This window comes from Cedecea neteri, assembly GCF_000758325.1.
Classification (GTDB): domain Bacteria; phylum Pseudomonadota; class Gammaproteobacteria; order Enterobacterales; family Enterobacteriaceae; genus Cedecea; species Cedecea neteri_B.
Window position 1 is genome coordinate 3,735,266 of record NZ_CP009459.1, and the last position, 12,588, is coordinate 3,747,853.

Here is a 12,588-nt window from a genome sequence, read left to right on the forward strand (position 1 = left end):
TTCAGTTTTTTATTACGTACTCTTAGTCGAAGGAAGCAATAAACCTTTCGTGCAAAACGCTGAGGTTATTATGCGTAGATAAAATTTTCGCCCAGGATTAAGCGTCTAAGGATTGATATAAAGTCGCCCCTCAATCATATCTAAAATCACCTTACGCTCCCGCATGAAATTCATTCCCAGCAAACCGTCGAAATCAATTTCTTCGGGAGTCGGGCTACTGGAAACAATAGCCAAATTGTTGCTAGTCCTGCCTTCATTATCTGTAATACTGAGTTCCGCTACTCTGCAGTCTAAGTTGGATGCCTCTGGCTCAAGGGTTTTGCACCCTGAAAAAAGTGTGTTTTCTGGTAGTCGGTCTGAGAAGAGAAGTGAGTGGCTGGCACCAGTATCTACAATCAAATGCAAAGGCGTTGCTCCGACAAATGCAGTAACACGTAAGCCCGATTCCGTTTGCTCTACCGGATAGAACGACCACTTATTAACTTCCGATGGAAGTGAGTCCAACACCTGCAACCGGTCATTTTTAAAGTCGATTAAAACCCGACGGTCGTGAAAAATGCCAAGCCCCAAAACTTCATTTGTAGGCACATCTCCACCCAGGTTGAAGCCCCATGGCTTGAGCGCTACCGCCTCAACGTCATCGAAAGGAACATCAGAAATAGTTAATTGATGAATTTTCCAGGACGGGGTAATACTTTCCCCACCGGATACATCGATCATCCGACGAGGGGCTTTCTGAGTAACTTTTAGTCCGAAATTAGCAACCAGGGTGTCCAGATTATGTTTATAAAGATGTAAACCCTCTCCACTCCCGGTATCCAACATTAACGTATGAAATCTATTATTTATTCGGACATCTGCTAATGGCAGTCCTCGCTCATCATATCGCAATCGCCAGACATCAGCGGGGGCGCTAGCCATGCAAACATCAGAGAAAAAAAGTATTAACAAGGGGAGGCATTTTACCATGATTTAATGTCCGTATTTTTCATAAGCAAAGAGATTCAAATAAAGAGTTCTGCCAGCCATTGGTTTTAGGCAGGGCTGAGTGAATTGTATTGATTGTAGGTTACAGCGACCTGAAAACAAAAACTCATGGGCAAGCTATGGGTTTAACTTACTAAGATAGTGGGACCGTAATAACCACCAAACACAAACAAAAAAGCCACCGGAGTTAACCAGTGGCCTGTTGAGTGCGGGAACGAATTCGAACTTTATAGCAGCGTAAATGGGGCATACTTTGCGCAGAGGATTTACAACGTTTACGTAAAATGGATGAACAACGGCGATCGGATGAGCGTTTTGAGCGCTAATTTTACTGAAGATGACCCACTCATGCCCCAGGCACAAACCCAGTAAGGCAAATCCCCTTTCAAATCAAAGAATCAATCCGCCCACTCTGGCTTGTTGAGAATGTGATCCTGCCAGTCGCGGACCTCAGACTCTTTCACCGCAATATGACGCACGGAAATGCGTTCGCCGTGCATGGCGGCTTTTGAGCCGGTAATCAGCGGATGCCATTCTGGCAGCGGTTTACCTTCGGCTAACAGACGGTAGGCGCAGGTGTGCGGCAGCCACTCAAAAGTCGGCAGATTGTCGCGAGTGAGTTTGATGCAGTCCGGCTCGTACTCAAAGCGGCGGGCGTAATTTTTGCACTGACAGGTTTTGAGGTTGAGCTGCTTACACGCGACGTTGGTGAAATAAATCTCGTCGGTGTCTTCGTCCATCAGCTTATGCAGGCAGCACTGGCCGCAGCCATCGCACAGGGATTCCCACTCGGCGTCGCTCATTTCGTCGAGAGTTTTACTTTGCCAAAAAGGAGTGGGTGTCATAGCGGTTCCTGCATTTAAAATTAAGCTGCACCTTATAAACAGTCTGACACCCGGATGCAAGTTTTGCCGCCCTGAAGCGGCAAATTGTTTATAAAACGCGCGTCGTCAGGCTGTGACCGGCAAAGCTCACTTCCAGCTCATCGCCGCTAAGCAACGGGCCTACGCCTTCCGGTGTACCGGTCAGGATCACATCCCCCGCCCGCAGGGTGAAGAACTTGCTCATATAGGCAATCAACGGCACGATCTTGTGGATCATGTCTTCGGTATTGCCCTGCTGACGAACTTCACCGTTGATCTTCAGCTCCAGCGGGGTGTTTTGCGGATCGTGAGTGAACTGTGCCGCAGGGATAAACCCGGAGATTGGGCAAGAGTTATCGAAGCCCTTGGCTTTTTCCCACGGCTGGCCTGCTTTTTTCAGTTTGGCCTGCAGATCCCGCAGCGTGAGGTCCAGCGCAACGCCATAGCCGGCAATGGCTTTCTGCACGTGTTCTTCGCTTGCCTGTTTGAGGGTTGAGCCAATCAGAATTGCCAGCTCTACCTCATGATGCACGGAGCCAAATTCCTGTGGTAACGCCAGCGGCTGGCGAATATCGCACAGGGCGCTTTCAGGTTTGATAAACACCACCGGCTCGTCCGGCGTCGCACTGCCCATCTCTTTAATATGTTTGGCATAGTTGCTGCCAACACAGACTACCTTGTTTACCGGAAAATCCAGCAGCGCACCCTGCCAGTTATGATGTTGATACATGCCTTTCCTCTGTGTCGTGTGTGTTAACTGCCTTTGATACTAGATAAAAAATTCCCCGCTGAATACCGGGGAAGTGTTTCTAAGCGTGCTTTATCGGGCAATGGCATCCGCCATTTTGCCGATACTAATGGCAAAGTAGTAAGAACGGTTCCAGTGCATCAGGGTGCGGAAATTGTTATAGACCAGGAACGAGCGTGCCAGGCCATCGTCTGGCTTCACCAGCCAGGCTTTTTGTGACGACACCGGGAGATGTGTTCCTTTAGGCAGCGTTACCCCTAGTTTTTTCCACTGGGCCACGGACTTGCCCTGCCCCGGACGTGTTCCAGGCAGTGAACTATTAAAGCCAGCGGGCAACTTCACCTCATAGCCCCACGCTCCGCCACGCTGCCAGCCTTCTACCGCCAGGTAGTTTGCCGTGGAAGCGAAAACGTCGCGGGTATTATTCCAGATATCAATTTTGCCGTCGCCATCGCCGTCTTTGCCGTAGCGCAGCAGCGAACTCGGCATAAACTGGTTCTGCCCCATCGCCCCGGCCCATGAACCTTTCATCTGCGCCGCGCTGACATCGCCCCGCTGAATGATTTTCAGCGCCGCCATCAGCTCATGGGTAAAAAATGCTTCCCGGCGCCCCTCAAAAGCTAGCGTCGCCAGGGCAGAAATGACATCTTCTTTGCCCTGCAGCTTGCCGAAGTGACTTTCCATTGCCCACAGGGCGACGATGTAGCGACTTTGAACGCCACTTTTCGCACTAACCTTTTCCAGCTCTGCCCGATGCTGGCGGGCCAGGCTACGCGCCTGTTTGATTTTGGCGGGGGTGATAACGCGGTTTAAATAGTCATCGAGCGTTATTTTCTTTTCCAGCTGATTGCGATCGGATTGAATGACCCGATCAACAAAATGAATATTGGCAAAGGCTTTTGCCAGTGTCGCATTGCTGATGCCCTCAGCTCTGGCTTGTTGCTTTAACTTTTCGACGTAAACCGGGAATTCAGCGGGGTTGCGCCCTTGTTCAGCCAGCGTGGTGGTTTCAGGTGTGCGGCTTTGTGGAACTGAGGCGGCTGCGGGAGCCGCCTCGACATGGGGGAGATAACCTGCCCCACTGGCAAGTATTAAGACGCTGAAGGTATAACGCAAAGCTGCATTTTTCATCATCATTTCTTCAATAATGTGTTTCACACATTTTCCGTGTGAATACAGAGAAAAGATTTACCTTCAGTCTGAAAGTTATTTTTTAGGACTCTTTTCCAGGTGCATTGTCAGCAAGCTTTCTACCGGAGGCGGAATCTGTAAATAATAGCCCTCAGTTTCCAGCGCCTGTTTCACTTTATCCAAATCGGCATTGGCTAGTTTTTTGCTGCCGTCCAGCGGCAACAGCATCGACAGTACCGGTTTGCCAAAGCCTTTCATCAGCTCTTCCGGCACTCGGGAAAAATCGTCTTTTTTTTCGACATAAAGATATGTCTGGTCACGCTTAGTACTTCGGTAGATCACACAAAACATTTTTTTTACTCTATTTTCGCCAGCGAGTGGCTTGCCTGAATATAAGCTGGACTATAACATGCCTGGTGTACTTCGGAATATCGTCCCACAATAGTGGGGATTGAAACTGAATTGAGTAAGGCCAGGATGTCAAACACGCCAATCGAGTTAAAGGGCAGCAGTTTTACCTTATCTGTGGTTCATTTGCATGATGCACAACCTGAGGTTATTCGCCAGGCTCTGGAAGATAAAATCGCCCAGGCTCCCGCATTCTTAAAGAATGCCCCGGTGGTCGTTAACGTCGCCAGTCTCGATGGTTCCGTCAACTGGAAGAAAGTACAACAGGCCGTCACCGCAACCGGCCTGCGCGTGGTGGGTATCAGCGGCTGTAAAGATGAGGCCTTAAAGGCTGAAATTGAACGCGCTGGCCTGCCCTTGCTGACTGAAGGGAAAGAAAAGGTCGCAAGAACGCCAAAAGCCGCGCCTGCTGAGCCCGTGGTGGTCACCGCGCCAGATGTTACACCGATCACAAAAACGCGTTTAATTGATGCTCCGGTCCGTTCCGGGCAGCGCATTTATGCGCCAAACTGTGACTTGATTGTGACCAATCACGTCAGCGCCGGTGCAGAACTGATAGCAGATGGTAATATTCATATTTACGGCATGATGCGTGGCCGTGCGCTGGCTGGTGCAAGCGGCGATCGTGATGCACAAATATTTTGTACTAACCTGGTAGCAGAGCTTGTCTCTATTGCGGGCGAGTACTGGCTGAGCGAGCAGATCCCAGCCGATTATTATGGAAAAGCGGCTCGCCTGAATCTGGCGAGTGGTGCGCTCTCCGTTCAATCTTTGAATTAAGCCCTTTTAACAAGGAAATCCTTTATGGCACGCATTATTGTTGTTACATCGGGTAAAGGGGGCGTCGGTAAGACCACGTCCAGCGCGGCCATCGCTACGGGGCTGGCCCAAAAGGGAAGAAAAACCGTCGTTATTGATTTCGACATTGGCCTGCGTAACCTTGACCTGATCATGGGCTGCGAACGCCGCGTTGTGTACGATTTCGTTAACGTTATTCAGGGCGATGCCACGCTGAATCAGGCGCTTATCCGCGATAAACGCACTGAACAGCTCTATATCCTGCCTGCTTCACAAACCCGCGATAAAGACGCACTGACCCGCGAAGGCGTGGCCAAAGTGTTGGAAGACCTGAAAAACATGGACTTCGAGTTTATCGTGTGTGATTCCCCGGCAGGTATCGAAACCGGCGCGCTGATGGCGCTGTACTTTGCGGATGAAGCAGTGATCACCACCAACCCGGAAGTTTCCTCGGTGCGTGACTCAGACCGAATTCTCGGCATTCTGTCGTCCAAATCCCGCCGCGCTGAAAACGGTGAAGAGCCGATTAAAGAGCATTTATTGCTGACCCGCTACAACCCAGGTCGCGTCAATAAAGGCGATATGCTGAGCATGGAAGATGTGCTCGAAATTCTGCGCATTCCGCTGGTTGGCGTTATCCCGGAAGACCAGTCAGTGCTGCGTGCGTCCAACCAGGGCGAGCCGGTGATTCTTGACGGTGAATCGGATGCAGGCAAAGCCTACGCCGATACCGTGGAACGCCTGCTCGGCGAAGAACGCCCTTTCCGCTTCATTGAAGAAGAGAAGAAGGGTTTCCTGAAACGCCTGTTCGGAGGATAAGTTATGGCATTACTCGACTTTTTTCTGTCACGAAAAAAGAACACCGCCAACATCGCGAAAGAGCGTTTACAGATCATCGTAGCTGAGCGTCGCCGTAGCGATGCGGAACCGCATTACCTGCCGCAGCTGCGCAAGGACATTCTCGACGTGATTTGCAAGTACGTGCAAATCGACCCGGAAATGGTCAGCGTCCAGCTTGAGCAGCGGGATGGGGATATTTCGATTCTGGAGCTGAACGTGACGCTCCCGGAAGCGGAAGAAGCCAGTAAGTCGGCATGAATAAAAAACCCCCTGCATTTGTCAGGGGGTTTTATTTTTCTGCGGCCACTTAACGTGTATTAAGACCCTTCTCGTTGCAGCCCGCAAATATAATTCAGCCTGAGAACAATACTGTAATTATTCCCAGATCATATCAACAATCAGTATTCCGCCAGCAATTTCGTTAACGCTTCTGCCATTAATTCTGCCCGCCAGCCGCTAATTAATTCCGGCATGACGTTTTGCGGCTTCAATTTCCAGTGCCAGTTTAACAGCTGATTGATTTGGCGCCGGGAGGCCAGTAATTCGGCGCTCAGCCCTTTTGCCTCGCTCACTTCCTGCACCAGGGCTTTAATGGCCTTAAACACTTTGCGGTAGCCCGGCATATCCACCAGGTTTTGCAGCGGCTGCGGCAGCTCGCTCTCCGGCAGCGCCTGCGCCTCGGCCACCAGGGCGATAAGCGTCTTACCGTGGAAGCGAATTTCACTGCCGCTCAGGCCAAGCGAGTCCAGTTCGCCCAGCGAGCCGGGCATGTATCTCGCTACCTGCCACAGGTTTTCTTCGCGAACGACAAAGTTCACCGCCATGTCGCGCTCGCGGGCTTTACGCAAGCGCCAGGCCGCCAGCTTCTTGAGGCAGGCCAACTGTCGGGTACGCAGCTGCCAGGCGTTGCCTATTTCGCGCCAGGCCTCTTCCGGATCAAGCTGATCGCGGCGGCGGGAGCACATCAGATGGCACTCATCGAGAGCCGCGTTGATCCAGCCTGCCGCTTCCGTTTCGGCCATCAGTTTCTCAGCGATAGGCAGCAAATAAAGTACGTCAGCCGCAGCATATTCACACTGCCGCTCGGTGAGCGGACGCGCCAGCCAGTCGGTACGGGATTCGCTTTTATCCAGCGCAATGCCGGTGTAGGACTCAACAATGGTGGCAAAGCCGCAAGACAGCGGGCGGCCAGTGAAGGACGCCAGAATCTGCGTATCAATAAACGGATCTGGCAGCATGCCAAAGGCATTCAGGAAGACTTCGAGATCTTCACTGCCCGCGTGCAGATATTTGCTTGTATCCGGATCCTGCAGCAAGGCTTTGAAAGGCGACCAGTCGCTGATGGTTAAAGGATCGATCAACGAAACCTGCTGACCGTCATAAAGCTGGATAAGTCCCAGTTGAGGGTAGTAGGTACGGGTACGAACAAACTCGGTGTCCAGCGCCAGCGCGGGGAATTGACGGGCGGCCTGGCAAACGGCGGCCAGCCCTTCATCGGTAGTGATCATCTGGTAAGTCAAATTCAGTTCTCTTAGGTTGCGCCCATAAAAAATGCCGGCGAACCGGCATCAGGACGAGTGACTTGGAGCTCAGGCGTTATTGTTGCCTGTCTTGCCCGCTTCGTCACGCAGTTCTCGTCGTAAAATTTTCCCGACGTTCGATTTTGGCAGTTCCGTGCGGAATTCAATCAGTTTCGGCACTTTGTAGCCAGTTAACTGACGACGGCAGAAGGCGATAAGCGCCTCTTCCGTTAGCGCGGGATCTTTTTTCACCACAAAGATTTTCACCTGCTCACCGGTCACCCCGGCAGGAACCCCCACCGCAGCGACTTCAAGCACGCCTTCGTTCTGCATCACCACGTCTTCAATTTCGTTCGGATAAACGTTGAAGCCGGAAACGAGGATCATGTCTTTTTTGCGGTCAACGATGTTCATGAAGCCTTCTTCGTTCATCACCGCAATGTCCCCGGTGCGCAGCCAGCCGTCTTTAAGGATTTCATCCGTTTCTTTCGGACGCTGCCAGTAGCCCAGCATCACCTGCGGGCCTTTCACGCACAGCTCGCCGGGCTCACCAGGTGGCACCTCATTACCCTGATCGTCTATCAGCTTCACATCGGTGGACGGCACCGGCAGGCCAATAGAGCCACTGTGGTAATCCATATCATGCGGGTTAGCGCTGACCAGCGGCGCGCATTCCGTCAGGCCGTAACCTTCGAGCAGGAAGCGGCCCGTGAGTTTTTCCCAGCGTTCTGCAACCGCGTGCTGAACGGGCATACCGCCGCCCGCAGAGAGGTGAAGGCTCGAGAAATCAAGCTGCTGGAACTCTTTGTTATTGAGTAACGCGTTAAACAACGTATTCACAGCAGTCATGGCGGTGAAAGGATATTTTGCCAGCTCTTTTACCAGCCCCGGAATGTCGCGTGGGTTAGTGATCAGCAGGTTCTGGCCTCCCATGTCGATAAACAGCAGGCAGTTAATGGTCAGAGCAAAAATGTGGTACAGCGGCAGCGGCGTCACCACCAGCTCTTTACCTTCATGCAGCAGCGGGCTGTACGCCGCCCTGACCTGTTCGAGGTTGGCCAGCATATTACGGTGCGTCAGCATAGCCCCTTTGGCTACCCCGGTGGTGCCGCCGGTGTACTGCAGGAAGGCTAAATCACCGTTGATAATTTCAGGTTTGATGTACTGCATACGGTAACCGCTTTGCAGCGCCCGACGGAAAGAGATGGCGTGCGGCAGATGGTATTTCGGCACCAGGCGCTTGATGTACTTCACCACGAAGTTAACCAGAGTCCCCTTCGGGCCGGAGATCTGATCCCCCAGGCGAGTCAGGATGACGTGTTTCACCTGGGTTTTCTCGACCACTTTCTCCAGCGTGTGGGCAAAGTTTGACACAATCACAATCGCGCTGGCCCCGCTGTCGTTCAACTGGTGCTCCAGCTCGCGCGGGGTATAAAGCGGGTTAACGTTAACCACCACCATACCGGCGCGCAGAATGCCGAACAGCGCGACAGGATACTGCAGCAGGTTTGGCATCATCAGCGCCACGCGGTCGCCTTTTTTCAGGCCCAGCCCCTGCTGAAGGTACGCGGCAAATGCCCGGCTGCGCTCTTCCAGTTTGCGGAAGGTCATCACCTCCCCCATGTTGATAAAAGCGGGTTTGTCAGCGTAGCGAGTGACAGCCTGCTCAAACATATCAACCAGGGATTGATAGCGGTCGGGATTTATTTCAGCCGCAACGTCGGCCGGGTAGCGGTTAAGCCAAACCTTATTCAAGGATCCACCTCTGAAATTATTATTTGTCGTCATCACAACCCCAGGGAATACATTTTGTTAACATAATATTAACTCAGCGTACCAGTTTATTAATTAGCCTGATTAAAGGTTGCGAAGCACATCACTAAATTTTTTCATCCGTCCTGGATAAAAACAAACAGCGGCCAGGCCGCTGTTTGAAAACATTTTAAAAACAACAGATTATTCGGTTACAACGGTTTGCACCTGTGCAGGTCCCGGATTGTACCAGCCGCCGCCCCACATATCGTAATGGTGGCGATACGGGTAAGGCCCGCCCCAGAACCACGGGTCAATCGGCTGTGGCGGCATGACGACCTGCTGGACGACGTTCCAGCGCTTGTAGCCCGTCGCCTGCATAGTCATGAATTTATAGGGCGTCTGGCCAATCTTACCTTCTGCCGTGCCGGTAATTGGCCCGACGACGGTCACCAACTGATTGCGGAAATCGACCGGATCAAGGAAGCCATTCACGTCGGCATAAATGCGCCCTTGCGAAGGCTCATTCAATGCCGGACGGGCACCTTCATCGAGGCTGACGGTGGCAATCTCCAGGCGAGTTTTGCCCTTCAGGTTGTCCACGTTCACCACTCGCCCGCCAAAGCGCGCTTCCTGCCCGACATAAAGCTGGGGCGCACTCATCACCGCAGTCAGATCCTGCTGCGGGGTCGCGGAAGTCCCTTTGATAGCATCGGGCACGCTCACGCAGCCGCTCAGGACCAGCGCCGCAGCGGCGGCCAGCAGCCAGCTGCATTTTTTTGACATTACAAACAGCCATACCTCATCTCCTTAACCTTCCCGCCGTTTAGCGGGGTCGGTCTTACTCTCTGCCAGGTAGCTTTTTCCAGGTGACTTCGTTCCGCAGGTAGACAGGCTCCGCATGCTCGACGGCGACGGTTTTGCCGGCGCTGAACGCCTGCACCGCCAGAGGAAGCATATCTTCAGCTTCGGGCAGCGTAGTTTCACCGTCCTGCAACAAAAGTCCGCTATCCTTCGCCATATCAGGCCAGGCCTGCCAGCCTGTTCCGACTGTAGCCCAGGTGCCGCTCAGATGCTTCAACCGCCCGGCAACGTCTTCAGGCTTGAGGACGGCTTCGCTTGCTTCACCGTGCCACACGCCCTGCTCGTCACGCTCATATTCAGCCCAATAAACTTCGCCCATGCGGGCATCTATTGCGGCGAGAACGCGGGTGGCGCCCGTTCTGCGCCATGCACCCTGCGCCATCGTTGCCAGCGTTGAAACACCAATCATTGGCAGCTCAGCGCCCAGCGCCAGCCCCTGCGCAATACCAATGCCAATGCGCACGCCGGTAAAACTGCCCGGCCCACGCCCGTAGGCAAGTGCGTTCACCTCAGACAAAGTAATTCCGCCCTGGTTCAGGATCTCTTTGACCAGCGGTAAAATTCTTTGCGTGTGCTCGCGCGGGCAGAGTTCGAAATGGGCGTAGGACGCCGCGTCGTTTTGCAGGGCAACAGAACAGGCTTCTGTTGCGGTATCGATGGCTAAAATTCGCATGGGCTTGCCAACCTCTGGCGGAGATAAGGTCAAAAAACGGCGCGCATCATACCATAGCCTGGCACAAATTACTGCGCGCCTGAGGCATTGAGGAACTCAACTGCCCGATTTATATCCCGGGTGCGCGGCGTGGGCGGCAGGCTGTTAAGGAAAACAGCGCCATACGGACGCATGACCAGGCGATTATCGCAGATAACCAGGACCCCACGATCTTCCACATCGCGGATGAGGCGACCGACACCCTGCTTAAGGGTGATCACCGCGTCTGGCAACTGGACATCGTCAAACGGATCGCCCCCGCGAAGGCGGCAATCTTCCATGCGAGCCTTGAGCAGCGGATCGTCCGGCGAGGTAAAGGGAAGTTTGTCGATGATAACCAGGGAGAGCGTGTCGCCGCGCACGTCTACGCCTTCCCAGAAGCTGCTGGTCGCCACAAGCAGGGCGTTACCGGCCTCGACAAACTGCTGCAGCAGTTGGCCTTTGCTGGTTTCCCCCTGCAGCAGCACAGGCAACGTCATGGTGGCCCGGAACTGTTCGGCGAGGTCACGCATCATGGCGTGGGAGGTACAAAGCATAAAGCATCGCCCGTTGTTCGCTTCAATCAGCGGACGCAGCAAATTAGCCAGATGGCGGCCCGCATGGGGCTGATTGGGCGTTGGCAGCCCTCTCGGCACGCACAGCAGCGCCTGCCTGGCGTAATCAAACGGGCTTGCAAGCAGCAGCGTTTCCGCCTCGCCGATACCCAGCCGCTCGGTGAAATGGCTCATATTGTCATTCACCGCAAGCGTGGCCGAGGTAAAGACCCAGCAGCCCGCTTTTTCACGAATGACTTCCTTAAACTTGTCGGCCACGGAAAGTGGCGTCAGAGCCAGCGTGAAGTGGCGGGCGTTGCACTCATACCAGTAGCTGTAGCCCGGCTGATTAATCTCTTTCAGCCTTTTGATCCGCCCGCGATAAATTACCGCCCGTTCAAAGGCGGCATCCAGCAGCGCCGAGCGGCCAAGAGAAAGTTTCGCCACGTCATAACACAGCTCCAGGGCATCATCGAGCAGCAGCAGTGAACGCTGAATATTGGTGTCCGCAAGCAGCTCCCGCAGGTTTCCCCGGTAACCCGGATCGCCTATTTGCAGGCGGAAATCCTGCGTGCGCTGGGCAAGGCTGTCGGCGCTTTTTTGCAACTGTTGCGCGTCACGAACTTCCGTGCGGTAGGCAATGGAAATGTCTTTGGCGAGGTCGAGCAACTGTCGGCTGGAGATAGACTGGCCAAAATACTGGCTGGCGATATCCGGGATCTGGTGGGCTTCATCGAAAATCGTCACCTGAGCCTCGGGAATAAGCTCCGCGAAGCCGCTCTCTTTCACTACCATGTCGGCCAGATACAAGTGGTGGTTCACCACCACCACGTCGGCGTCCATCGCCTTTTTACGCGCCTTGACCACAAAGCAGTCCTGATACTGCGGGCAGTCCTGCCCCAGACAGTTGTCGTTGGTGCTGGTGACCATCGGCCAGACGGTGGAATCTTCGGCGACGGACCCACAGGTGCTGATATCGCCATCCACGGTTTCACTGGCCCAGCCGCGCAAATGCATCACGTCGCTTAACGCCTGCACGGGCAAATCACCGCCAGCCAGCGACTGCTGCTCGAGTCTTTCCAGGCAAAGGTAGTTAGAGCGCCCTTTCAGCAATGCCACACGGCCGGTAAACTTCAGCGCGCGAGAGATAGTTGGCAGATCGCGGGAAAACAGCTGATCCTGCAGCGCTTTCGAGCCGGTAGATATAATGACTTTTTTGCCAGAACGCAGCGCGGGGGCAAGATAAGCGTATGTTTTCCCTGTACCGGTGCCGGCCTCGACCACCAGCTCACCGCCGGCTTGGATCGCCCGGGTTACGGCCTCCGCCATTTCACGCTGAGCTTCACGCGGCCTGAAACCGGGAATGACCTTAGCCAGCTGGCCGTCTGCTGCAAAATCGTCCGTCACGTTACCCCCTGGTTAAATTGCCAGT

13 protein-coding genes are annotated in these 12,588 nt (G+C 53.7%); 3 read left to right on the top strand and 10 right to left on the bottom strand.

All coding sequences use genetic code 11. The features are described 5' to 3' along the window. Positions 1-105: 105 nt before the first annotated feature. The 5 genes from LH86_RS17410 to LH86_RS17430 all read right to left on the bottom strand — a co-directional run bounded on the left by LH86_RS17410 (position 106) and on the right by LH86_RS17430 (position 4,080). The gene (locus tag LH86_RS17410; RefSeq protein ID WP_231562701.1) at positions 106-921 is read right to left on the bottom strand and encodes an aspartyl protease family protein; all 816 of its coding nucleotides are present in this window, start codon (positions 919-921) and stop codon (positions 106-108) included. Between the two features lie 464 nt (positions 922-1,385). Continuing rightward, complete coding sequence (locus tag LH86_RS17415; RefSeq protein ID WP_039303954.1) at positions 1,386-1,832, bottom strand: YcgN family cysteine cluster protein; 447 nt, start codon at positions 1,830-1,832, stop codon at positions 1,386-1,388. Between the two features lie 88 nt (positions 1,833-1,920). Continuing rightward, entirely contained in the window at positions 1,921-2,580 is a 660-nt protein-coding gene (locus LH86_RS17420) for a fumarylacetoacetate hydrolase family protein (RefSeq protein ID WP_039294414.1), read from the bottom strand. A gap of 90 nt (positions 2,581-2,670) precedes the next feature. Continuing rightward, positions 2,671-3,729 (bottom strand): lytic murein transglycosylase, encoded by a 1,059-nt coding sequence (locus tag LH86_RS17425; RefSeq protein WP_039306347.1) that lies wholly within the window; start codon positions 3,727-3,729, stop codon positions 2,671-2,673. Between the two features lie 75 nt (positions 3,730-3,804). After that, positions 3,805-4,080, bottom strand: coding sequence for a YcgL domain-containing protein (locus tag LH86_RS17430; RefSeq protein ID WP_008454073.1), 276 nt, complete (start codon positions 4,078-4,080; stop codon positions 3,805-3,807). Between the two features lie 126 nt (positions 4,081-4,206). Here LH86_RS17430 and minC point away from each other — a divergent pair, with 126 nt between their 5' ends. The 3 genes from minC to minE are packed head-to-tail and all read left to right on the top strand — an operon-like array spanning position 4,207 to position 6,033. Further along, complete coding sequence (gene minC, locus LH86_RS17435) at positions 4,207-4,917, top strand: septum site-determining protein MinC (RefSeq protein WP_039303958.1); 711 nt, start codon at positions 4,207-4,209, stop codon at positions 4,915-4,917. 24 nt (positions 4,918-4,941) lie between these two features. Beyond that, positions 4,942-5,754, top strand: a complete 813-nt coding sequence (gene minD, locus LH86_RS17440) for a septum site-determining protein MinD (RefSeq protein WP_008454070.1) — start codon at positions 4,942-4,944, stop codon at positions 5,752-5,754. Between the two features lie 3 nt (positions 5,755-5,757). Next, positions 5,758-6,033 carry a cell division topological specificity factor MinE gene (gene minE, locus LH86_RS17445; RefSeq protein WP_008454068.1) on the top strand — a complete coding sequence of 92 codons (276 nt, stop codon included), beginning with the start codon at positions 5,758-5,760 and terminating at the stop codon, positions 6,031-6,033. A gap of 140 nt (positions 6,034-6,173) precedes the next feature. On the opposite strand, the gene rnd is transcribed toward minE, so the two are convergent. The 5 genes from rnd to LH86_RS17470 form a co-directional block, all read right to left on the bottom strand. Beyond that, positions 6,174-7,295, bottom strand: coding sequence for a ribonuclease D (rnd, locus tag LH86_RS17450; RefSeq protein WP_156107038.1), 1,122 nt, complete (start codon positions 7,293-7,295; stop codon positions 6,174-6,176). Between the two features lie 69 nt (positions 7,296-7,364). Then, positions 7,365-9,050 (bottom strand): long-chain-fatty-acid--CoA ligase FadD, encoded by a 1,686-nt coding sequence (gene fadD / locus LH86_RS17455; RefSeq protein ID WP_156107039.1) that lies wholly within the window; start codon positions 9,048-9,050, stop codon positions 7,365-7,367. A gap of 201 nt (positions 9,051-9,251) precedes the next feature. Then, positions 9,252-9,833 carry a Slp family lipoprotein gene (locus tag LH86_RS17460; RefSeq protein ID WP_039303968.1) on the bottom strand — a complete coding sequence of 194 codons (582 nt, stop codon included), beginning with the start codon at positions 9,831-9,833 and terminating at the stop codon, positions 9,252-9,254. Between the two features lie 55 nt (positions 9,834-9,888). Beyond that, the gene (tsaB, locus tag LH86_RS17465; RefSeq protein WP_039303970.1) at positions 9,889-10,584 is read right to left on the bottom strand and encodes a tRNA (adenosine(37)-N6)-threonylcarbamoyltransferase complex dimerization subunit type 1 TsaB; all 696 of its coding nucleotides are present in this window, start codon (positions 10,582-10,584) and stop codon (positions 9,889-9,891) included. A gap of 68 nt (positions 10,585-10,652) precedes the next feature. Continuing rightward, positions 10,653-12,563 carry an ATP-dependent DNA helicase gene (locus LH86_RS17470; RefSeq protein WP_039303973.1) on the bottom strand — a complete coding sequence of 637 codons (1,911 nt, stop codon included), beginning with the start codon at positions 12,561-12,563 and terminating at the stop codon, positions 10,653-10,655. Between the last annotated feature and the right edge of the window lie 25 nt (positions 12,564-12,588).